Genomic DNA, 22160 nt, shown 5'->3' with positions numbered 1-22160 from the left:
CGCAAGTCGGCGATTCAATATCAGGAATACGCATGAACGTGGATACCACTTTGGGCCTTGACGGAAAGATTGCTGTCGTAACAGGTGCTGCCGGCGATATAGGGCGTGCGACCGTCGCGCTATTGCGCGCACATGGGATGCGCGTTGTGGCCGAAGACCTTAATCCCGCGGTGACGGACCTCGCCGAATCGGGTTATGTCGTGCCGCTAATCGGCGACGTCAGCGAAGAGGAAACGGCGCGGGCAGCCGTCGAGTGCTCGTTGCGGGACTTCGGGCAACTGGATGTACTGGTGAACAACGCTGGGCGCACGTTGAACAAGACTGTGCTGGATACGTCCGTCGACGAATGGGATGCGATCCTCGCAACGAATGCTCGGGGCAACTTCCTGCATTCACGCGAAGCGCTGCGCGTAATGGCGAAGCAGCGCAGCGGCACGATCGTCAGCGTCGCGTCGATCGTCAGCAGCGTTGGTATGCCTGACCTCGCAGCCTATGCTGCGTCCAAAGGCGCGATCGCCCAGTTGACGAAGGTGCTCGCCGTTGAATATGGAAAGCTCGGTATACGTGTCAACGCAGTTGCACCGGGCGTCGTCGAGACGAATATCTTGGCCGGGATCGTAGAGGACAGCCGCGCAACGCTTGCGAGCTACGGACATCTTCATCCCCTAGGCCGTGTCGCACAGCCTGCTGAAATTGCCGACGTTATCGCATGGCTTGCGTCGCCGCGAGCCAGCTTCGTGACAGGCGCACTGATTATGGCTGACGGCGGCTATACGGCACTTTGATTCCTCTGTTGAGACGGGAGATTCTTCATTTATGTCGCAACCCAATATTCTGATCGTAGCTGCCGAGCGTGGCTTGGGCTTGGGTCTGACAGGGCAGTTCCTGCAACGCGGCTGGCAAGTGTTTGCCACGGCATTCCCTGGTTCGGACGTATCTGCGCTCCAAATAGCCGGACAAGCCGCGCCCGGACAATTGGAGATCGGGCACATTGACGTGACCGATCCCGCGCAGATCGCACCACTGCTTAATTCGCTCGGTGAGCGCCGCTTCGACGTGATCTATCTGAACGCGGGGATCTTCGGCCCGCTGCATCAGTCGGTGCTGCAGGCGACGCCGGACGATTTCCAGCAGATTATGATGGTCAATGCATTCGGTCCGATCCGGCTGGCTCGGCGTCTGTTGCCACATTTGAAAGTACCAGGGACGCTGGCGTTCATGTCGTCACATCGCGGTAGCGTCGCGGCTAATCTGGAAGGTGGACTCGAACTCTACAGAGCCAGCAAAGCAGCGCTAAACATGTTGGCGCGCGGCATCCACGCTGAAATCCGCGACCAAGGCCAGACGGTGCTGTCTATCCATCCCGGCTGGGCTGCGACGGCGATGGGAACGCTGGACGGCGCGGTGCAGGCAGAGATCGACGTGGAAACGAGCGTTCGCGGTGTAGCAGACGTTGTCGAGCGCTACCGCAACAGTGGCGAAAGTCTTTATCTCGACTACGCTGGCGAACGCTGGCCTTGGTGAGCGGTCTGTGGACGCTGTCTGGTTAGCTTGCCGGAATTGATGTCTCCCGGGAAAAGTAAATGAGTGGCCTGAATGGAACTGCGCCATCTCCGATGCTTTCTTGCAGTGGCTGAAGAACTCCATTTCGCACGTGCGGCGGAACGGTTGCACATTGAGCAATCGCCCTTGTCGCGGGCGATCAAGGAACTGGAAGAAGACCTAGGCGTGCGACTGTTCATCCGCAACTCGCGCAGCACGCGCCTGTCGCGTGCTGGACAGGTTTTCAAGGAGTCTGTGCCACGCATCTGCACCGCCTTGCAGCAGGCGCGCGAAGGGGCCGACCTGTCTGCATGTCGACGACGCAAGCAGACGCGATAGTTCAGGGAAGCATCCGCACCCCGATTTCCTTATTCCACCAAGATATAAAGATCCGCCGCCTCATAACTTCTACGCTTATGATCGCAATTCGGCTGACTCGTGGTCACGTGCCTACTGCGTGACGCCTTTGCCCGCGGTCTCCGAGCGCCCCTTCACGTAAAAGGCGCTGGCCTTGTCGCTGTAGAACGCGACCGGCTTGCCATGCGCCACCAGATACTTCGACAGCGCCTCAAAATAGCTGAAGGTAGATGGGCATATTCCTGGTGAACCGTGACAGACGGAATGGAGCTTTTCCACCCACTGCCCATCTTTTGGCGATGACACACAATTTGTTGATACCTATGGCCGCAAGCCGAGATACTGCGGAGTGGGCGGAAAAACGCACCAAGCGCCTGTGGCATGCTGAAAGAATGCGATACTGAGTGGATAACGCGTCCCTGCTGATGCTTCTATGCACACATATCGAGTGCCGTTAGCAGTGCGCCCAAGTCGTGTCACGCGCCCTGGCCTGCCTGCAGTCGGCGCAAGCCACTTTTCGACAAGTGAGCGTAGGGAAATCTTCTCTTCCATGATCATTCCCGATATCAATTAAATCGTGGCAATGCGCGGTGCGCTTTCCAGTTCACAACAAGTCATCGCTGCGAGGGCGAAACATAAGCTCGGCGGGCCGTGGCTGCCAGCGCATCAACTTCGCAACGCCGCCGGAACTACCTTGTGTTCGTTGACGTCCCAGTGTCCATGTTCGTTAAACATGGACACTCTGGTCGTATGTGAAACTCCATCGGCAATTGAGTAAGCCAGTTATTGAAGTGCATTATTCGATGCTACGACATAGCCGCGGTGAGGGCGATTTTCGATTAGCAGCAAAGTGCGCTCTCCGTACACATGTCGACTTGCCTATTGCTCAGGCGTCCGAAATATACGTGCGAGATTTTGTGTCAACTTGCAAAGCACGGCTATGGTCTTTACATCCTGCTGTCAGCTTGGTTCCGCGCGGAGGCTAGTCAGGCAGAGCGATAACGATCTTTCCCACATGTTCGCTTGAGCCAAGCGCTTGCATCGCCGCTTTGCTTTCGGTGAATTCGAATACTCGACTAATAACGGGCTTCACCCGGGCGCTCGTTACGGCGCGAAGCAATTCCTCAAGCAACGCTCGGTCGCCTACGCCGACTGGCCTGAGCGTGGCCCCACTCGCCTTGATCTGTGCTGCGTCTAGAGCTGGGCCGGATGTCGACAGTTGGCCGACCAGAACAACTTCGCCTCCGCGGCGAACGGCAACGAGCGAATGGTGCAAGGCGCCTGCGCCGACTACATCAACCACACGGTCTACGCCTGTGCCTTCGGTCACCTCCTGCCTGACATAACGCCCCCACGCATCGATGGCCTGGTAGTTGACGATCCGATCCGCGCCCAGTTCGAGAAGTTGCGCGCCTTTGCGATCATTTGAAGTCGTGCCGATAACAGTGGCGCCGAGAGCCTTCGCCAACTGAATCGCAAACAGTGAGACCCCTCCGCTGCCGAGAGTCAGTACTGTATCGCCCGCCCGGACAGGAGACGGGCCTGAGAGCGCGTTCCAGGCGGTCACTGCGGCGCACGGCAGTGTGCATCCCTCCTCGTACGATAATCCGGACGGTAATGGCACAACAGCTTCCTGTGACACGGCTTTGTACTCCATAAGCCACCCGTCGGTACCGTTGCCGTATGTGTCATTGCCGACGGTGGCGGGCGGGCGGCCGCCGAACCAGCGCGGATGAAACGTGCTGATCACCCGATCGCCGGCACGGAAGGCAGTGACCCCCTCGCCGACGGCGACCACCTCTCCTGCCGCGTCGCTACACGGTACACGACCTTCGGCCACTGGTCCCGGATATCCTCCCTCGGCGATCAGCAGATCACGACGGTTAAGCGAAATCGCCCGAATTTTGACGAGTACCTCGCCGCGCTGCGCGACTGGCTCATGTTCGTCATGCAGTGTTAAATGGTGCATGCCGGGGAGCCTATCGAATCGGAAAACTTTCATTGTGAGTCTCCTTGTTGTGGGGGATTGATTAGGGAGTGGCGACCGGTGTGTGTGAAACAGGTCTGACGTTTGCCGGTGCTGGAACTCGCGGTCGAGAGGCGATACGAAAGATGAGTACGCGCGCGAGCTGGCCCGGACCCCGATTCCGCCAGCAATGGCGCACTCCCCTGAGCACAGCCGATTCGCCTGTGCGAAGGTGGACCTGCATGCCGGTATCGAGTTCGATATCGGCTTCCCCCTCGAGAATCAGGCAATAGTCAATCGAGTCCGTGTGAATGTCGCCTGTCGAGCTTCCGCGAGCGAGCGTCAGAACTCCGAAGCTGGAGCCGCCGGCAAGATGACGTCCGCGTTTTGGTATCCGGAATTCCGGCGTGCCAATGTTCGATGGTGGTACCGTTGCAGTGCGCCAGATTTCAATCTCGCTGACGCCATCCATTGCATAGGAAGGCGCAAAGGATGTTTCAATCCGGTCGATGACGGCATGCCTGGAACGATCGTGCGAGGTCACAACGCATTGCGCATGCGAGAACTGGCTGCATCGTGACTCACGGAGAACAGCGTCGGACCGACGGTGGCGTTTCGGTTTTAAGGCGATTGCCAGTGATGCTAAGATCATCCTTGGGAGTGATGTCGCCCGAAGCACCTGATCGTCAATCACGACGGGTGACGCTTCGATCATGCAGACGGCGAGCCTGCTCGGGTCGGTGCCGTTATTGCGCCAAGCATGGCGGGTGCCTCGCTGAACTACAGCATCGCCTTTGCACAGCGTTACGGTCTGACCGCTATCCAGCATGAGTTCCAGCTCGCCTGAGAGCACGAAGCAGTAGTCAACTGATAGCGTACGATGCATCGGCGTCTCGTAGCCGGGACCGAACTCGGTTATCCGAAATACGGATCCCCCATAAAGCGCAACCCCCACATTGCGCCGATGTCCGTCGAGGTCCAGATCGCTGTTGTCCGCGGGCACCTCTGCTGTGCTCCACATCACTGCCCCCGCTGCCTTTGATCCGGTCCATTTCACAAGTGCTGCTTCGTCGTCGAGAAAGACTACGCCTCGGCCGTGGTCATCTTCTTTGATGACCACCCTGCGTATCGATTCGCCCATTTCGAACTCCACTTCCGTAGCTTGCCTGCTCTAAAAAGCACCCCATCAATGGCTGGGCCGTTGGTGCGGCGGAATATCTTCGAAAAAGCGCTGCATGGCGCTGGATCGTCTGATCCGGGCCACCGGAGCGTGGCCCACCGGAATGTCCCGGGCATTGTCTGACCGCTGTTGTGCCGCAGGGCACTGACTGGTACCTCACGAAGCGGCAGCATCTTTGCCTTCAAGATTCTCGCGTACCACTGTGGCTTGATGAATGTTTGGAGAAAGCTCTGACACTGGGGCTACATATGCACCAACGTGCCGCCTTCAAAGCCGTGATCATCATTGACGGGCAGTTGTTGGAACACTTTTGTACGCTCGGGTACCAGGAACATTTCCAGATACTGGATGGGTACGCGTTGCTCATTGAAGATCGTCCGGTTCAACTGCATGAGTGCGATGCCGACGTCCACCTTGAGCGCTTTCGCGCGCGCGGGGTCCGCGATGCAGGCGCTGATCTCCTGGACCACATGGCCAAACGTTAGTCCCCGGGATACCAGCACCTGGTACAGCGGCGTTTCCTGCAGGTCGTGTTTCGTCAAGCCTTCGCTGAACCGCTCGGGCACGTACGCGTCAAGCAGCATGACCGGTACCCGGCCCTTGTTGCGCGTGCGGATCACATGGAGCGTGAGTTCGTCCGGTCCGGTCAACAGGTTCTGTTGCACATGGTTAGGCGCAATGCCGAAAGAAAATTCGAGCATGTGTATGCGCGTTTCGGTGGACGTTTGCTTGAGGCGTTCCAGATACGTTGTCGCCGATAGCGGCACGTGTACGGAGCCTTGTGTGACCGGAAAGGAGCCCTTTCCATGCACGCGCCGGATGAGCCCAGCGGTTTCCAGATCGGCAAGTGCGCTGCGCACGGTCGCTCGCGAGACCGAAAACTCCAGGGTCAACGCCTCTTCGGTCGGAAGCCCCTGATCGTACCGATGTGCCGCAAGACGCTCTTTCAGTACCAGAAAAATCTGGTGATGAAGGGCAGTGCCCCGCTTTCTTTGGATGATGTCCACGTGTGGTGTTCCGTTGTGACCAGTGTAAACACTATGCCATATCTCGCTTGTCTGCCTCTGTTATGGTTGTTAGTATAAACGTACAACTAGGAGGAATCAATGACTCGACGACAACTGAAACTGGCTGGAGCAAGTACCGGAATGATCCGTGCTCCTGGGGTATACGACGGATTGTCCGCGAGGGTCGCGGAGTCCATCGGTTTCGAGGCACTCTATGTGACTGGGTACGGCGTTTCGTTCAGCCTTGGTCATCCCGACGCTGGACTCGTCACTTATTCAGAGATGGTCGAACGAATTGCGGTCATCGCTGATGTGACAGACATTCCCTTGATCTGCGACGCGGATACCGGCTTTGGTGGCGTGGCCAATATCCGGCGCACGGTGCGAGGCTACGAATCTGCAGGGGCTGCTGCGATTCAGATCGAGGACCAGATTTCCCCAAAAAAATGCGGTCATACGGATGGCCGGCTTGTCGCACCGGCCGAAGAGATGGAGGTTCGGATCAAGGTCGCAGTGGACAGCCGACGCTCCGAACACACCCAGATCATTGCGAGAACCGATGCGCGCACCACGCTTGGGCTATCGGAAGCAATCGACCGCGCGGGCCGGTACGCGGAGGCGGGCGCGGACGTCCTGTTTATTGAGGCTCCTGAGAGCATCGACGAATTAGTCAAGATCACTTCGAATCTGAAAGGACCTTTGCTCGTCAACATGGTGGTTCGAGGAAAAACGCCAATGGTGTCCGCACGCCAGCTCGAAGAAATGGGGTTTGCGATCGCTATCTATCCGAGTATTGGGTTCGCGTCGATTGCGCAGACGCTTGCTGTCGCTTATAGGTATTTGAAGGAACACCCTGACGCAATCGACTTTCCGGTCGACTTTTATGGCCAGAACGAGGCACCGGGTGCGCTGCATCGCCTTGCCGGCTTTCCGGAGGTCTGGGACCTTGAGCAACGCTTTGAGCCCAAACGGTGACAGTCCAACGCACAATTAACAGCCAAGTCTCGCGCGATTAGGGGAGTATCTACGATTATCTAAGATCACGTAAAGAAAACATAGCAATACTAATAAAAATACAAGAATGGTTCGTTGGAATAGACGGAGTTTGAGTTACTCCGTCGCCCTTTCCTGCGGGCAAATTAAAAAGAATTTTGGAGACATGCAGTGGAAAGAAAGATGCTTGTGGCGACAGTGTCACTCGTGGTCGCATCGGCTGCGCATGGACAGTCGAGCGTCACGCTGTTTGGTGTGATTGACGAAGGTCTGATGATTCAGTCCAATGCGCGAACCACTGCAGCGACCGCCGCAACCCCGGGAATCGGCTCGAGACGTGTGTTTCTCGATTCAATCGCCGGTCAGCTCGGTAGCCGATGGGGGCTCAGGGGCGTCGAGGATTTAGGCGGTGGGACCAAGGCCGTGGTCATGCTTGAGTCTGGCGTTAACCTCAATTCGGGTGCATTGGGCCAAGCTGGACTCCTCTTTGGACGGCAGGCCTACGTCGGATTTTCGAACGACCATTATGGTACCGTGACGTTCGGGCGGCAGTACGAAAGCATGGTTACCTACTTCGCGACCATGATCGCTGCAGGCCAGTTCGCCACCGGTTTCTACGCGCAGGCGGCCGATGTCAACAACGTGAACGCATCGCAGCGCGTCAACAACGCTGTCAAATATGCGAGTCCCAATCTGAACGGCCTGACGTTCGGAGGAACATACAGCTTGGGTGGCGTGCCCGGATCCTTGGGTCGGAACTCCATCTACTCCGCAGGCGTGAACTATGCGCGTGGCCCGATCGTTCTGGCAGCCGCCTACTTGTTTGTTCATCAGCCTAACACCGCGCTATTCAGCAACAGTGGACTGGCTTCCGGCCTGCTGAGTCCCGGCGGCTCGCAGGTTGCAGCTGCGAACACAATCTGGGGTGGATATGCAACGGCTGCTACGTATCAGACCTTTGCAGTTGGAAGTATCTATAAGATCGGCGACGTCGGCATCGGTGTAAATTACTCGAACACACAGTTTCGTGACCTCCAAAGCCCTTCGTCGGGGTTGTCGATCTCCGCGCTTGGCCCACAGGGAACGGCAATATTCAACGTCGGCGAATTGAATGCCGTCTGGCATGTGACGCCTGCGTTCCAGCTCGGTGCTGCATACACGTATGCACACGGTAGCCAGGTTTCCCGCAGCGCATTGAGGTCATTCGGTGGCGCGACCTACAACAGCGCAACGCTTGGGGCAGACTATTTCCTGTCGAAGGCAACGGACGTGTACGTGGTCGGTATTATCCAGAAGGCACACGGCACGGATTCCACTGGCAATCCGGCCGTGGCGAACATTGCAAACCTTACGCCGTCGTCAAATGACCGGCAGGCCGTGATGAGGATCGGACTGCGCGTGAAATTCTAGGAGAGCTGGCTCCCGGTGGCTGCGAATCTGGCCATATGGGCGGAGCGCCCTCGATTAACCGCTATCGAACACAAGGAAATTCAGATGAGCTCAGGTACGGATGAAAGGCTAGCTGTCATCAATCGGAAGAACGCATTGCGACTGCTTCCGCTTATGCTGGCGGGATACGTATTGAACAACATTGACAAGTCGAACGTTGGCGTCGCCGCGCTCGCAATGAACCGTGATCTCGGATTTACGCCATCGATATTCGGATTCGGCGCAGGTATTTTCTTCATTACGTATACGCTGTTTCAGGTTCCGAGCAATCTCGGTCTGGAACGCTTTGGTTCACGCAGATGGCTGGGCGGCATTCTGATTGCGTGGGGATTGGGCGCGTGCGCAACTGCAGCAACGGTGGGGCCAAAGAGCTTCTATATGCTGCGATTGCTGCTTGGTGTCGCTGAAGCGGGCTGGTACCCAGGTCTGCTGTTCTTCATGTGCTGCTGGTTCCCTAAGGCGTTTCGTGCACGCGCGTTTACCTGGGTTGCACTCGGCGTTCCCATTTCGGCCGCGATCGGTTTCCCGGTCGGCGGCGCGCTGCTCGAATTGCCGACTGTGTTCGGACTCGTGAACTGGCAGTGGCTCTTCATCATAGAAGGGCTCCCGTCTGTTCTGGTGGGTGTTCTCTCCCTGATATGGCTGCGCGATGGCCCTCACGAAGCATACTGGCTAACCAGTCCTCAACGCGAGGAACTTGCCGACGCCCTCGAAGGGGAGCGGGCGGTCGAAGACACGAGGCATCTTTCAGTGTGGTCGACGCTGTGGCATCCGCTGGTGCCATTCTTCTGTCTCGTCCATTTCCTGTACGCCATGAACGTATTCGGCGTATTCATGTGGATTCCGCGCCTGGTCAAGGACTTGGGGGGACTGACGTATGCACAGGTGGGCATGGTTAGCGCGATGCCGTTTCTGTGCGCTGCCGTAGCGGTGTTCCTGTGTGGGCGGAGTAGCGATCGCTGGGAGGATCGAAAGTGGCACATTTCTGGAATGCTGCTAATCGGCGCGGCCGGAACACTCGGTGTAGCGCTGTCCACGGACGCGGTCTACAAGATACTGTTCCTTTGCATCGCCGTCGCTGGGGTGTCGGGCCAGGCAAACGTCCTGTACGCATTCGCGACCGAGGTATTCGGAAATATTTCTCCGACCAGCAAGATTCTGGCGATCCGACTCGGCATCCTGGTCATGTCCGGCGGTGTGGGCGGCTTCCTGGCGCCGTATCTGGTCGGGCTGGTGCTTGAGCGCTTCGGCAATTTTTCGTACGCATTATGCAGCGCTTCGGCAATGCTATTTCTGACCTCGCTGCTCATGGCGCTCGCGAGCAGGAGATTCCTCGGTCTGGACGGTCCCTCGCCTGTGTCGGCGGTGGAGTTGAGTCAGTGGCGTTCGTAGCTGAGAAGGCAGCGCGATAATCAACTGCGAAATGAAATGTCCACAGGCGTGAGCGTTGGGCGTAGTCCGGGAACTCGAAAAGCACGGTGTTCCGCCCATGAGCCGGGGGGGAATGTATGTTGTCGCTGGAAAACAGCGCGAATTCTCCTCCGGACTCAAGGCTTATCGACAGAAGATCGGAGCTGGGACCCTTGGTCCGGTCGAACGTAAAGCCGGTGACCGGTAGTTGATGGGTCGCGTCGATCAATCGCGATTGGCCCGCATCGACAATCGGTTACTCGTCATCGGCAAAGATATTTCGCGCTGGGCACCTTCGCATGCAATTCGTCGGCGGACAAGTGTTACTTGGGCTCGGGAAGGGCATTCACCGGGCAGCTTTATGTACTGTGTCCAACCTACGCGAACGACATGCAGACGCTTGATTGGCACAAGGTCGACATCGGCGTGCTGCATGCCAGTGACACCGAGACGTGTGAGGCAAGCGTCTCGAGTTGATCAAACAATGGGTTCACGTGGCGGTGCTTGCCGTTGCTGGCACTGGTGTTGATCGGCATCGATTAACTGCTGGATCTGAACGATCCGGGTGTGCGCAGAGTGCGAGCTCCTGGTACCCTCCGAGATGTTTGCCGGTCCAAGTCAATCCGGGCCGCCCGTAGTCCAGATGGATCGATCTCGGTCGGGGATCAGAAAGTCCGATGGAAGCGTCCTGACAGTTCAACTCGTTTACGCTGGTGACGGTTGTTTTGCTTATCCGATAACTTTGAACGGTTTCCACTCTATTGCGGGACCCTGAGATTGACCCGACGAAGTGGCTCGGCATGGACAACATGGTGCACGCGAGACATCACGCGAAGGCCGGCGGGGCGAGTACGTCGTCGCGCTGTCGGTTGATTCGCGGTAACGGGAGCAGCCCGCTTCGCGTTACCGGAAGTGGGCAAGGAATTCGACTCTCGGGTTAGCTGGAAGCTGTCTGGCTACTCTGCTGCTCGTATCGCTGTCGTAGATCCCGCTTGAGTATCTTGCCAATCGCACTGCGGGGGAGTGTATCGACCAGTAGCAGATCGCTGAGTCGCTGTGTGCGGCCTACCCGATCATTGACGAATGCCTTGAGCGATACTGCATCCACATCGGAACCATCGCGCAAACGGGCGAAGGCGACGGGAGTTTCTCCCCAAGCGGCACTTGCCACGCCCACTACTGCGCACTCGTCAACAGCAGGATGTGTCGACAGCACCGCCTCAAGATCACTCGGGTAAATGTTGAAACCACCCGATATGATCAGATCCTTGGCACGATCGATTAGAACAAGGAAACCGTCGGCATCAAATCGGCCAATATCTCCGGTACGGATAAAGCGCAGACCATCTGGGCTGACCCATTCTGCCTCGCGGGTCTTATCGGGCAAGTTGCGATACCCCGTCATCATCGACGCCGACCGACCGACAATCTCTCCGGCCTCTCCCGTGAGACATTCGACTCCGTGCTCGTCGATGACGCGGATGTCATTGCCATCCATCGCCTTGCCCACTGTATGCAGCTTCTCTGGGTAACGGTGCGCCTCCAGCATGCAGCTTCCGCCGCCTTCGGTCATGCCATACAGTTCGATGAGTCCACCCGGCCAGCGTGTGAGGACCTCCTGCTTCAACTCCACAGCAAACGGTGCGCTCGTCGCGAATTTAACACGATAGCTCGACAGATCGTAGTCGTCGAACGAAGGGTCGCGCATCAGCCGTTGGTATTGGACGGGAACGAGCATCGTATGGGTAACGCGATGGTATTCGCTGAGTCGGAGGAATTCGGGCACGTCGAACTTCGGCATCAGCACCGCCGTCGCGCCGGCAGCCAGCGTTGGCAGAAAGCAGACCAACGTGGTGTTCGAGTAAAGGGGCGTAGAAATAATGGTGACTGCATCCGCTGCGTAGCGCAGGCGTCTGAATTGTGTCCACCGCATACCGTGAGGCTGCACAATTCCTTTGGGCGTGCCCGTGGTACCAGAAGAGTAGATGACGTTGAACGGATCCTCTGGTCGAATCTCAATCCCATCGGATTCAACCGGTTCGCGTGCCAGCCAGGCGTCCAGTGGTATGCCGGAACCAGAGCCATCCAGAGAAACGATAGAGAAGATTGGCATCTTAGCTAGGGCGCGGCTCGTCCTGGCGAGCGACAGGGTAGCCGCACTTGCGGCGTCCATGAATACGATAGCTGCACCGCTATCGACGAGCATCGCCGCCAGGACGTCCGGTGTTGATGAGGGTGCGAGCGGCGCAACGGCTGCGCCGGCTCGCAGGGCCCCCAGGAATACCTGCGCATAGGCGATCGAAGTGGACGCGCAAATGGCCACCACGTCGCCCTTCCCAACATGATCGCGCTTTAGAGAGGCCGCTACGCGCCCAATCCTGAGATCAAGCGTGCTGTAATCGAGTTCTTCCGGACCGCAAATAAGCGCGGGATGCAGCGGTCGGTGCTGCGCGTGCGCGAAAATCAATTTATCCAGGGTGCCAAAGTCCTGTTTTAGCAGGGCATCCTGATAGTCCATGCGAGTCTCCCTTCCGACGCAAATCAGCAATCGGAGCAAACGATCGTTGAAATAGGGACTGGAGGCACCTGAGCCCTCCGGTCGTGGCTTGAGTAAGGTGTGGTTGGTCTGTACGGTGCCAGCGATCGACGTACGTGCGCACGCTTGCCTGTCAAACATGCAACTGCCGTGCTTCGCCGCACCGGTCGAAGACGCGACTAGATCAGGCTGTCGGCCAGAGCGACTTGCGAAAGTGAGCCAGTTGTTGCTCGTTCGGGCGCCGATATTCCCATTCCCGACCCACCTCGAGATTCATCCTCCGCTTCAGACTGACGAGCAGCTCGGCGTACTTCCAGGCCATTCCGAAACTGTCAAAGACTGGTGCCTTACGGATCCGCTTGACGCCGTTCAGATACAACAATTCGCTCAGCACCCCTTCGACGGGGATGATGACGTCGGCGCCGTCGCGGATTGCCTCTTGGGCTAGAGCGGTGAAACGGGCAATGATTTCGCCCGGTTCGTCCCACATTTGCTGCATCTGCAATTCATCCATTTCCGGACCCACTGCATAGACTCCAGCGACGCGGTCGGTCAACCGGTATTCATGGACGTGGTCGGTGACAATACGTGCGACTTCAGGAACGTTAGCGATGTGGGCCTGGAATTTTCCGAACGAGCAGGCCAGCAGGAAGTTTGCTTCGCCAACCGACACCACAGGAATATTGACCGTTGCGCGCAATTCGCGCAGGAACGGTTCGCTGAATGAGCCGATAACAAACGCGTCGTAGCCGTCACGCTCAGCTTCGATCGCATGGTCGATAATCCGGCGGAACCCCATATGGTAGATGTACGGAGAACCGAGCATGTCACTCGTTGTCATCCGGTCCCCGTCGTCAGCTCCGGCAGCCTGCGTTGCGATGCCGATGATGTAGTCTTTTGGAGGCATTCCTTTGACGACTACTTCCGTGTCTTCCTCGCATACCTGAGAGGAGTGTTTCCGGATCGCTGCGCCATAGGTTTCAAGTCGACCAAAGTCGGCCATCGATTGGTGCCATATTTTCATACTTCGCTCCTTGATGTATTGGGCAGCAGATGGCGGCAAGCGTCGCGTTCACCGCCACCCTGGTGGGTAACGATTAGTAATGGGAGAACAGGTGGCCGTAGCCGTCGACGCGGTCGGTAATGTTTTCCCGTCGCAACGCGTACCAGTAGGTGGCTACGTTGACCGCTATAACCGGCTTGCCGAGCCAGAGTTCGGCGGCAGCCGCGGCACGTCCAAACGGAAGATTGGCGCCGAATTGAACGATGGCGGCGACGTCGTCGCCATCTACCGCGCGCACCGCATCAAAGATGGTGCTCAGTTCTGTGTGCGCGATTCCCGTGAGACTTGACACTGGCACCGCCTGCGTTCGCGCGACGTCATAGCCTGCTTCATCGAAGTACGCACGTAGCTTCGGGTCACCCTTGTCCCCATACGGATGGATCACGCCTAGCTTCCCAGTTACGCCAAGCGTCTTCAATGCTTTCGGGAAGGCGTCTGCAGCCTGTGAGACAGGGATGTCGCCCACGATCGAACGAATGCGTTCGTCAATGTTTCGGGCGGCCGATAAGCCACCACCCCAGATGCTTTCTGCGGATACACCCAAAACGATGTGATCGGGACGGCACGTAGCAATCCGTTTGACAGCGTCTTCGAGTGCCAGATCGATAAGGCGGAGGCTCTCTTCGTCGCGCGAGCTTGCGCTTGTTGGCATATCCGGGACGAACATTCCTTCGCAGTGGTTGACGACGCCGGCAGGACGCAGGTCGTCGAATTCAAGTTGAACGACTGTATTCACTGAGGGGGTCGCGATGCCGAATACGCGACGCCAACCTAGTATGCTGGGCATATTGTCTTCTCCAAGTTGGAATGGTTTTGGAAATAGTGATCTGTAGTGTCAAGGGCCGCTCAGTCCGCTCCTACACCGATCCCGCCAGGCGTAAACCCTGCCGTAACCGGGATTGTCGTCATGTGTTTCGGTTGTTAGTATAAACGAACAACACGTCGATGCAATGTCCACGATGCGTGGTCGCTGCGTCGTGGGATGTGGCTTAAGATGGAAGCCTTGAGGAGCTGGGAATGGGACTCACACTGTTTGAGAAAATCTGGAATCGACATGTAGTCGCGCAACTGCCGGATGACTGGGCGTTATTGCATATTGACCGCCATCTGCTACACGATTTGTCGGGTGCCATTGCACTCAACGAGGTCAAGAGCCGGGGTTTTCGCGTGCGCAATCCGGAACTGGTATTCGCCACGGCCGATCACGCGGTCGCGACGGTTCCGGGCCGGACTGGGGCAACGAATCCTGATGGCGCGGTTCGCTATGCGCAACTGAAGGCAGCGACTGCGGAGGCCGGCATCAGGTTCTTTGATTTGGGCAAACCTGGCCAGGGTATCGTCCACGTCATGGCGCCGGAACTCGGCCTCGTTCAGCCGGGAATGACGCTGATTTGTGGCGACAGTCACACGTGCACGAACGGGGCACTCGGTGCGCTTGCATTCGGTATCGGCTCTTCAGAAATCACGCACGCGCTCGCCACACAGACACTATTGCAGCGCAAGCCACGAACCATGAACATTCAGATTCGAGGTGAGTTAGGGGGCGGCGTCTTTGCAAAGGATATTGGTCTCTTTCTGATAGGTCTGCTGGGCACACGCGCCGGAACAGGTTACGCGGTGGAATACAGCGGACCCGTGGTCAGCGCGCTCAGCGTGGAGTCCCGCATGACGCTGTGCAATCTTTCGATTGAATTGGGTGCAAAGATCGGAATGATAGCCCCGGACAATAAGACCTTTGCGTACTTGCAGGGCAAGCCGTTCTCGCCGGCCGCGTCCCGATGGTCCGAGGCGCTCGCTCAATGGCAACAGGAAGTCGGCGATGCCGACGCAGTGTTCGACGCTATTCATGTCGTCGACGTGGATTCGATCGGTCCGATGATGACCTGGGGCACAAGTCCCGAACAGGTCATCGAGATCAACCAGCAGATTCCGTCACTCGATGAGTTCGATCCCGGTGATGCGCGAGATGACGTGGAGGCCGCGTTACGTTACATGGCATTACGGCCTGGCGCCACGCTCCTCGGCACGCCGGTTGATCGCGTATTCATTGGCGCATGCACCAATGCGCGTCTGACTGATTTGCGCGAAGCTGCACGCCTTGTCGACGGCAAGCGGGTTGCGGCTAACGTGCGCGCGTGGGTGGTACCGGGGTCTGAGCAGGTCAAGCGGGATGCGGAGCACGAAGGTCTCGATGACATATTTCGGAGCGCTGGTTTCGAATGGCGTGAACCCGGCTGCAGCATGTGTGTGGCCGCTAACGGCGAACGAGCGAAGCCAGGCGAACGCGTCGTCTCGACCTCCAACCGAAATTTTGTGGGGCGTCAGGGGCCAGGTGTGCGCACACATCTGGCAAGTCCCGCGAGCGCGGCGGCTGCTGCACTTGCCGGAAAAATCGTTGACCCGCGGGAGGTGATCTGATATGAAGCCGTTTTCCGCCGTTCACGGTCGGGCCGTCGTGTTCCAGCGCCCGAACATCGACACTGACGTGATCATTCGCATCGAGAGGCTAATGAACACGCCACGTGAGGCGCTGGGCCGCTACGCGTTCGAGGTACTGCGCTACGATGCCAACGGTGAACTTCGAAGCGATTGCGTATTTAACGATCCGCAAAACCACGCGGCGCCTGTCCTGATCGCTGGTGAGAATTTCGGTTGTGGCTCATCGCGCGAGGGCGCAGTCTGGGCGCTCGAATCGCTAGGTATCCGTTGTGTGATAGCGGGTAGTTTCGGCGATATCTTCTACAACAATTGCCTGCAGAACGGCCTGCTACCGGTCAGGCTGGGTACTGACGAGATCGCTACTCTCGTCGACGAGACTGATGGTGGACGCGCCATCGCTATCGACCTCAGATCGCAGATTGTTGCCACCGCGGCAGGGCAAAAATTTCACTTCGACATAGATCAGCTCAAACGCGATGCGCTTCTCGCCGGCCTTGATGACATCGCGAGCACACTTTGTCACGAAGCAGAAATCGCTGCCTGGCAGGACTCAGATCGGCAGCACAGAGCGTGGGTATGGCATACCAGCGCCAGATAGATCAATTCGTGTGCCCTTAGCCAAATTAGGGATTCTCATGGGGGCGTCGGTTTCGGTCCAGGTGGCAGTGTCGCCATGTCGTCCATCCACGCATGTTGACACTCGAATTGACGAGATAGATTGACGATGCGGGAAAAGACAAAGGCTCATAAGTCCGCGACTGGCTTGGTTTTTCAATTCAGTCAGTTACTTACGAGCCTTAGATTGTCGTCGGGGTGAGAGGACTCGAACCTGCCGGCGAACGGACGGGCCGAGCCTCTTAATGAGGGGAGCGCATTGGCTGGAGTTGCCCCTGTAACTCAGGACACTTGGACACCGTTAGATTGATGACGCCGCTGCTCGCCTGAACTCGCGAGGCGAGCGGTATTTGAGGGCTTTGTGCGGGTGGCGCTCATTGTAATGTTCAAACGCAATGGCCAGACGCGAGAGCGCCGTTGGCGCGTCGGGCTTGTCCATATAGGCGACGTAATTGTGCTTCATGGTCTTCACGAACGACTCAGCCATGCCATTGCTCTGCGGCGAACGTACGGGCGTGGTCAGCGGCTCCAGGCCCAGCTCGCGCGCGAAGCTTCGCGTGCGATGGTCGGTGTAGGCCGAGCCGTTGTCCGTCAGCCATTCGATGGGCTGCGCCGTCTGCGTGGTGCCGAAGCGCTGCTCGACGGCGGCCAGCATCACGTCGCGCACCACGTCGCCGCTATGCCCGCCGGTTGTAGCAGCCCAGCTAATCGCTTCCCGGGCGCAGCAATCCAGCGCGAACGTCACGCGCAGCGGCGTGCCATCGTCGCATCGGAACTCGAAGCCGTCGGAGCACCAGCGGGTATTGCTCCTGTCCACGGCCACGCGACCGTCGTGCCGCCGCTTGTCTCGCCGCACGCCGGGACGACGCAGCAACAAATGGTGCTCACGCATGACCCGATACACGCGCTTGTGGTTAATGCACGGTGCGCCGACCATTTCGCGACTGCGGCGCAGCAGCGCCCAGATGCGCCGGTAGCCGTAGGTCGGCAGGTGCGCCACGTGGGCATGGATTTCCTCGACCAGTTCCGTGTCGTCGGTTGGCTTGGCACTGCGGCCGTCTTGCCAGTCGGACGAACGAGCCAGCTTCACCGCCACAACAGAGCGCGCCACACCGAGAACTTCGCAGACCGTTTTCAATGGTCGTCCCCCGGCAGCAAGGGCGAGCGCGCAATCAGGTTTTTTGAACGGCCCCATTCCACGGCTTCCTTCAGGATTTCGACTTCCATTGTCTTTTTCCCGAGCAGCCGTTGCAGCTCCTTGATTTCCTTGATGGCTGCGGCCAACTCCGATGCGGGCACTACGGTTTCTCCCGCTTTTACCGCAGCCAGACTGCCCTCCTGGTATTGCTTGCGCCAGCCGAATACTTGGTTCGGGTTCACGCCGTGCCGCCGGGCTACGGCTGACACCGAGGCGCCGGGCGCCAGCGTCTCCTGCACGATGGCGATTTTTTCCTGCGCCGTGCGCCGACGACGGCGCTCCGGCTCGGTCAGAATTTCGATGGGTTCCACGTAATGACTAGGCTTACTGATAGGCACAAGACTATCCCTTATTTTATGAGAGTCCTCGTGTCCTCAGATACATGGGGCCGCTCCATTCAGGACCTACGGGGTGCTCATGCACCCACCAGCCGCATTGCCTTCATCGTCTTGCCGAAGCCCAGGATTTTCAGCACTCGAGTGAGATTGTAGGCGAGTACGTTCAAACTCATCTCGGTACCTACGTTGGGCAACCTGCGCATCAGGAAGTGCGTGTAGCCCATCCAATGCTTGAACGTCCCGAAGACATGTTCGACGGTTCGCCTGCGCACTGTCATCGCATCAGGCGTCTTGTCCAGTCGACGTTGAACTGCGTCCAGCACCGACTCATGCTCCCATCGACTTATCCGTCGTTGGCCGCTGGGCGTGCACTGTGACTTTATTTTGCATTGCGGACAGGCGCTGCTCCAGTATCGGTGCAGCTGCATCCCGTGTTCCTCGCTGGTGTAACGGTAAATTGCCCGCTCCCCAGCTGGACATTGGTATTCGTCGTCCCGCGCAATGTAGATGAAGTCTGCCTTGTCGAATCGGCCGTGGTGTTTCGCTCCCGACGTTGTCGGCTTTGGCAGCATGACTGCAACCCCCGCATCGGCGCACTCCTTGATCTGAGGCCCACTGTAGTAGCCACGATCGGCGACTGCGCGCAGTCTGCTTTTGCCCATTGCGTCGCGCGGCTTTTGCCATGGGGCTAAGCTGCGCCCGGTCACTGCCAGAGTTTGTGACCTCGTGAGCAACGATGAGGTGATGTTTGGCGTCAACGGCCACCTGCACGTTGTAGCCGACCATTCCCGATCCTTTACCGCTCGTCGCCATGGAGCGTGCGTCGGGATCAGTCATCGAGAGTTGGCCATCAGGCTGTGTCTTGAGTTGCTGCGTGATCTGATCGAGGTTTCGCATCTGCTCGCGCAAGCGCGCAATCTTGTCTTGCAATCGGGTCGTCTTCGCTTCCAGCTCAGCGGGTTGCGTACGATCGGCAGTCTCCAGCGCGTTCAAATACCGCTGGATGCTCTCCTCGATCTGCTTCTGGCGCTTTTCGACCTTACCTTCTGTGAAGTTACGATCGCGAGTGTTGACGGCCTTGAACTTGCTGCCGTCGATTGCAACAAGCGCTTGCGAGAACAGCTTCAGTTCACGGCATAAGACGACGAAGCGCCGGCATACGTTGCGGATGCCGGTACCGTTGTCACGACGGAAGTCAACTATGGTCTTGAAATCCGGCGCCAAACGGCCCGTGAGCCACATCAATTCAACGTTGCGCTGGCATTCACGTTCCAGGCGCCGGCTCGACTGGACCCGGTTCAGGTAGCCGTAGATATAGATCTTCAGCAGCACGCCCGGATGATAGGACGGGCGACCTGTAGTCGACGGCATCGCGCCATCGAAGCCCAGTGATGCCAGGTCAAGCTCTTCAACGAACGCCTCGATAATCCTGACTGGATTGTCCTCGGCAACGAAGTCATCCAGGCACTCTGGAAGCAGCGTCACCTGCTTGCGATCTTCACCTTCTATGAATCGCTTCATCCGGTCACCCATGCTGAATGAGTTAATCCAGTCTAGGCGATCAGCGTGTTTTCACACAAGCTCGACCCGTAGCAGTCCCTTGGTGCTGACGTGGCAATGTCCGGTGACGAGCCAGGAAGGGACAGCGATGGTCGATGGCGTCAAAGCTCCCGGAGAAATTCGACTAACGCTGCGTTGACGACGCCCGGTGCTTCTTGGGGCAACCAGTGGCCTGCCCTCGGTACCACATCAGACTTACGCAGATTTGGCACGATTTTGGGCATGGCCTCGATGATTTCACGCATGCCGGGCATAGCGAGCCCTGTGTCTCTTTCGCCGACTAGGTAAAGGGCAGGCACTTCGATTCGAAGCCCCTCAAACGCGGCTTGCATTTCCCAATTTCTGTCGAGGTTCCGATAGTAGTTCAGGCCGCCTCGAAAGCCAGAGACATTGAAGGCGCGCACGAACGCTTCCAGATCGACGGAACCAAGCCAATTCGGCAACGACGGGAAATCACCGAGGGCATCGAGATATTGCTTGTCCCGAGGCACCAGTCCAAACGGGTTCGGGGTGCTAGCGTCTCGAACGCCGACATCGCCCGAGGCCGAAAAATAAATCTTGCGCAGGGTCGCTGCAACGTCACGCTTTAGCTCGCTTTCGGCGAGTCCAGGTTTGGAGAAGTAATGGGTGTAAAACCACGCCTGGTCGTTCTGCGGAAAGAGGCGACTTGGCGCAAGTGGCGCTCGGCCCATCATCGGAACGCCGAGCGCCACGACACCCCGAAATCGGTCGGGCCGAAGCATTGCCGCCTGCCACGCAATAGTCGCACCCCAATCGTTTCCGACGATGACTCCTTCGCTTTCGCCGAGTACGCCAACGAGCGCAACAAGATCGCCGACAACGTCAAGCGTCGTGTATTGCCCGATACCTTCGGGGCAGTCGCTCAACCCATATCCGCGCAAGTCTGGCGCGACAGCGTGAAAACCGGCTTGCGCCAGTGCTGCGAGTTGATACCGCCAGGCATGCGATGTCTCTGGAAACCCATGGCAAAGCAGCACCAAGGGCCCCTTGCCTTGCTCCGCGACATGTAGTCGGATGCCATTAGCTTCAATAAAGTTCTGACGGTAGGCGCTCATGGTGGCTCGGTATTATGGTCGTTTACAGCACTTATTGCATTAGAGTAACATCAAACGTTACGGAAACTCAATAGTTCTGATTTCATGCGATTCGACACCCGATTGGCCCGACTCCTGCACGTTCTGGTGCACATGCATCTACGCGGTGGTTCAACCACGTCTGAGAACATTGCACTGATGCTGCACACCAACCCGGTTGTAGTTCGAAGAACGATGGCGGCGCTGCGCGACACAGGCTACGTCCAATCCACGGGCGGACGAGGGGGCGGGTGGGAGCTTGCGCGAGACCTTGAGGACTTCACGGTAAAGGATGTCTACGTGGCGATTGGACACACTGCGCTTTTCGCACTTGGCTCCGCTGATGACAATCCGGCATGCCCGGTAGAGGCCGCGGTGAATCGCCACATCAATAAGGCATTGAGTTCCGCGGAGACGACGATGCTTCGAATTTTTGGAAAGAAGCGCCTGGCCGAAATCGCCCGAGATGTCACTTCGTCGATATCAGGAAAACCCAGCCGCCAGGTCTAAGACCTGCCGCCAACTGACAGCTCGTTAAATGCTGCAATATCAAGCGGCCGCTTTGGGGTGAGTGCCGGCCCTTGATCTGTTGAATGTAAGAGGCCGTTCCTAGCCGGTCAGCGACCACTTGCTGACCGGCATGAAGCCGTACCCCCTACACCTCTGTCTGTTCAGCCATTTCAAGCGAGTCATCGACCTCAATGCCGAGGTATCGGACAGTGCTTTCGAGCTTCGTGTGGCCAGGCAACAGTTGGACAGCCCTGAGGTTCTTCGTGCGGCGATAATTCAATGACGCCTTGGTTCGGCGCATCGTGTGCGTACCGTAGGCAGTGTCGTCAAGGCCGATTGACGCGACCCATCGATGCACCAGCCGGGAGTATTGTCGTGTCGACAGGTGGGGAGAGCCGTGAATCCTGCTTTTGAACAGGCAGTCGGCCGAATGCAGCCCGGCAGACGTTATCCACGCTGTTTCGCGTCTGCTCGGTGATATCGAATTGCACCGGCCGTTGAGTCTTTTGCTGCATGATCGTCGCGCGGCTGGCGACATGCTCCCCATGACAAACGTCGCGTACGCGAAGCTTGGTCAAATCACACACCCGAAGCTTGCTATCGATGGCGAGGTTGAACATTGCCAGATCCCGAACCTGGGACGAAAGCTGCAAGCGCACGCGGATCGCCCAGATCTCCTTAAGCTTGAGCGGGAGCTTCTGTCCCGTCAATCTTCCCTTGTTCCAAGGTACCCGCGACGGGCCTGTGTAGGTTGATGCGCTCATGACAATCTCCTTTCAGATGAAGGGAGATTCAGTCTGCACTTCTGCAATGGGCGCTACCCGACCCTGAGCGGAACTTCGTGAGATGCACGAGAAAGTCCGTTGCACACATCAAAGCGGACTGTCGTGATGCTCCCGCCCA

General features: G+C 57.8%; 15 protein-coding genes and 5 pseudogenes. 9 read left to right on the top strand and 11 right to left on the bottom strand.

Annotation, left to right across the window (positions count from 1 at the left end):
* Positions 1-32 precede the first annotated feature (32 nt).
* The 3 genes and pseudogenes from C7411_RS29385 to C7411_RS29375 form a co-directional block, all read left to right on the top strand.
* The gene (locus tag C7411_RS29385; protein WP_110387501.1) at positions 33-785 is read left to right on the top strand and encodes an SDR family NAD(P)-dependent oxidoreductase; all 753 of its coding nucleotides are present in this window, start codon (positions 33-35) and stop codon (positions 783-785) included.
* A 31-nt stretch (positions 786-816) separates the two neighbouring features.
* Positions 817-1524 carry an SDR family oxidoreductase gene (locus C7411_RS29380; protein WP_110387500.1) on the top strand — a complete coding sequence of 236 codons (708 nt, stop codon included), beginning with the start codon at positions 817-819 and terminating at the stop codon, positions 1522-1524.
* A gap of 72 nt (positions 1525-1596) precedes the next feature.
* A pseudogene (locus C7411_RS29375) lies at positions 1597-1878 on the top strand (LysR family transcriptional regulator); the annotation flags it as partial.
* Between the two features lie 117 nt (positions 1879-1995).
* Here C7411_RS29375 and C7411_RS29370 read toward each other — a convergent pair.
* From C7411_RS29370 to C7411_RS29350, 4 genes and pseudogenes are all read right to left on the bottom strand, one after another.
* A pseudogene (locus C7411_RS29370) lies at positions 1996-2130 on the bottom strand (ISNCY family transposase); the annotation flags it as partial.
* A gap of 751 nt (positions 2131-2881) precedes the next feature.
* A complete protein-coding gene (locus C7411_RS29360; protein ID WP_110387498.1) occupies positions 2882-3901 on the bottom strand; it encodes a zinc-dependent alcohol dehydrogenase family protein in 1020 nt (339 codons plus the stop codon).
* Between the two features lie 28 nt (positions 3902-3929).
* Entirely contained in the window at positions 3930-5006 is a 1077-nt protein-coding gene (locus tag C7411_RS29355; protein ID WP_110387497.1) for a cupin domain-containing protein, read from the bottom strand.
* Positions 5007-5287: 281 nt separating this feature from the next.
* A complete protein-coding gene (locus C7411_RS29350; RefSeq protein WP_110387496.1) occupies positions 5288-6052 on the bottom strand; it encodes a GntR family transcriptional regulator in 765 nt (254 codons plus the stop codon).
* Between the two features lie 99 nt (positions 6053-6151).
* Here C7411_RS29350 and C7411_RS29345 point away from each other — a divergent pair, with 99 nt between their 5' ends.
* From C7411_RS29345 to C7411_RS29335, 3 genes are all read left to right on the top strand, one after another.
* Positions 6152-7027: an isocitrate lyase/PEP mutase family protein gene (locus tag C7411_RS29345; RefSeq protein ID WP_110387495.1), complete on the top strand. Its 876-nt coding sequence runs from the start codon at positions 6152-6154 to the stop codon at positions 7025-7027.
* Positions 7028-7216: 189 nt separating this feature from the next.
* The gene (locus C7411_RS29340; protein WP_243413390.1) at positions 7217-8455 is read left to right on the top strand and encodes a porin; all 1239 of its coding nucleotides are present in this window, start codon (positions 7217-7219) and stop codon (positions 8453-8455) included.
* A gap of 84 nt (positions 8456-8539) precedes the next feature.
* On the top strand, positions 8540-9886 hold the full coding sequence (locus C7411_RS29335) for an MFS transporter (protein WP_110387493.1): 1347 nt from the start codon (positions 8540-8542) through the stop codon (positions 9884-9886).
* Between the two features lie 955 nt (positions 9887-10841).
* On the opposite strand, the gene C7411_RS29330 is transcribed toward C7411_RS29335, so the two are convergent.
* The 3 genes from C7411_RS29330 to C7411_RS29320 all read right to left on the bottom strand — a co-directional run bounded on the left by C7411_RS29330 (position 10842) and on the right by C7411_RS29320 (position 14239).
* Complete coding sequence (locus C7411_RS29330) at positions 10842-12422, bottom strand: class I adenylate-forming enzyme family protein (RefSeq protein WP_110387492.1); 1581 nt, start codon at positions 12420-12422, stop codon at positions 10842-10844.
* Positions 12423-12624: 202 nt separating this feature from the next.
* Complete coding sequence (locus tag C7411_RS29325; RefSeq protein WP_110387491.1) at positions 12625-13464, bottom strand: aspartate/glutamate racemase family protein; 840 nt, start codon at positions 13462-13464, stop codon at positions 12625-12627.
* A 73-nt stretch (positions 13465-13537) separates the two neighbouring features.
* On the bottom strand, positions 13538-14239 hold the full coding sequence (locus tag C7411_RS29320) for a maleate cis-trans isomerase family protein (RefSeq protein ID WP_133253715.1): 702 nt from the start codon (positions 14237-14239) through the stop codon (positions 13538-13540).
* Between the two features lie 281 nt (positions 14240-14520).
* On the opposite strand from C7411_RS29320, the gene leuC reads away from it, so the two are divergent.
* Together leuC and leuD are read left to right on the top strand one after the other, a co-directional pair.
* A complete protein-coding gene (gene leuC, locus C7411_RS29315) occupies positions 14521-15921 on the top strand; it encodes a 3-isopropylmalate dehydratase large subunit (protein ID WP_110387489.1) in 1401 nt (466 codons plus the stop codon).
* Between the two features lies 1 nt (position 15922).
* The gene (gene leuD, locus C7411_RS29310) at positions 15923-16540 is read left to right on the top strand and encodes a 3-isopropylmalate dehydratase small subunit (RefSeq protein ID WP_110387488.1); all 618 of its coding nucleotides are present in this window, start codon (positions 15923-15925) and stop codon (positions 16538-16540) included.
* Positions 16541-16799: 259 nt separating this feature from the next.
* Here leuD and C7411_RS29305 read toward each other — a convergent pair.
* From C7411_RS29305 to C7411_RS29295, 3 genes and pseudogenes are all read right to left on the bottom strand, one after another.
* Positions 16800-18057, bottom strand: a pseudogene (locus tag C7411_RS29305) (IS3 family transposase).
* Positions 18058-18170: 113 nt separating this feature from the next.
* Positions 18171-19614, bottom strand: a pseudogene (locus C7411_RS29300) (IS1182 family transposase).
* A 140-nt stretch (positions 19615-19754) separates the two neighbouring features.
* The gene (locus C7411_RS29295; RefSeq protein WP_110387486.1) at positions 19755-20729 is read right to left on the bottom strand and encodes an alpha/beta fold hydrolase; all 975 of its coding nucleotides are present in this window, start codon (positions 20727-20729) and stop codon (positions 19755-19757) included.
* An 84-nt stretch (positions 20730-20813) separates the two neighbouring features.
* Here C7411_RS29295 and C7411_RS29290 point away from each other — a divergent pair, with 84 nt between their 5' ends.
* Positions 20814-21257: an RrF2 family transcriptional regulator gene (locus tag C7411_RS29290; protein ID WP_110387485.1), complete on the top strand. Its 444-nt coding sequence runs from the start codon at positions 20814-20816 to the stop codon at positions 21255-21257.
* Positions 21258-21402: 145 nt separating this feature from the next.
* On the opposite strand, the pseudogene C7411_RS29285 reads toward C7411_RS29290, so the two are convergent.
* Positions 21403-22021, bottom strand: a pseudogene (locus tag C7411_RS29285) (tyrosine-type recombinase/integrase).
* Between the last annotated feature and the right edge of the window lie 139 nt (positions 22022-22160).

Origin of the sequence: Paraburkholderia silvatlantica (genome assembly GCF_003096715.1) — a bacterium.
Lineage (GTDB): Bacteria > Pseudomonadota > Gammaproteobacteria > Burkholderiales > Burkholderiaceae > Paraburkholderia > Paraburkholderia silvatlantica.
The sequence above is the reverse complement of the archived record's forward strand: the minus strand, read 5'-3'. Positions and strand labels throughout refer to the sequence as shown.

Bases quoted from the DNA above. Each gene is read 5' to 3' on its own strand.
- leuD (WP_110387488.1), top strand. From the start codon at position 15,923: ATGAAGCCGTTTTCCGCCGTTCACGGTCGGGCCGTCGTGTTCCAGCGC.
- C7411_RS29360 (WP_110387498.1), bottom strand. From the start codon at position 3,901: ATGAAAGTTTTCCGATTCGATAGGCTCCCCGGCATGCACCATTTAACA.
- leuC (WP_110387489.1), top strand. From the start codon at position 14,521: ATGGGACTCACACTGTTTGAGAAAATCTGGAATCGACATGTAGTCGCG.
- C7411_RS29290 (WP_110387485.1), top strand. From the start codon at position 20,814: ATGCGATTCGACACCCGATTGGCCCGACTCCTGCACGTTCTGGTGCAC.
- C7411_RS29345 (WP_110387495.1), top strand. From the start codon at position 6,152: ATGACTCGACGACAACTGAAACTGGCTGGAGCAAGTACCGGAATGATC.
- C7411_RS29355 (WP_110387497.1), bottom strand. From the start codon at position 5,006: ATGGGCGAATCGATACGCAGGGTGGTCATCAAAGAAGATGACCACGGC.
- C7411_RS29335 (WP_110387493.1), top strand. From the start codon at position 8,540: ATGAGCTCAGGTACGGATGAAAGGCTAGCTGTCATCAATCGGAAGAAC.
- C7411_RS29380 (WP_110387500.1), top strand. From the start codon at position 817: ATGTCGCAACCCAATATTCTGATCGTAGCTGCCGAGCGTGGCTTGGGC.
- C7411_RS29325 (WP_110387491.1), bottom strand. From the start codon at position 13,464: ATGAAAATATGGCACCAATCGATGGCCGACTTTGGTCGACTTGAAACC.
- C7411_RS29295 (WP_110387486.1), bottom strand. From the start codon at position 20,729: ATGAGCGCCTACCGTCAGAACTTTATTGAAGCTAATGGCATCCGACTA.
- C7411_RS29385 (WP_110387501.1), top strand. From the start codon at position 33: ATGAACGTGGATACCACTTTGGGCCTTGACGGAAAGATTGCTGTCGTA.
- C7411_RS29330 (WP_110387492.1), bottom strand. From the start codon at position 12,422: ATGGACTATCAGGATGCCCTGCTAAAACAGGACTTTGGCACCCTGGAT.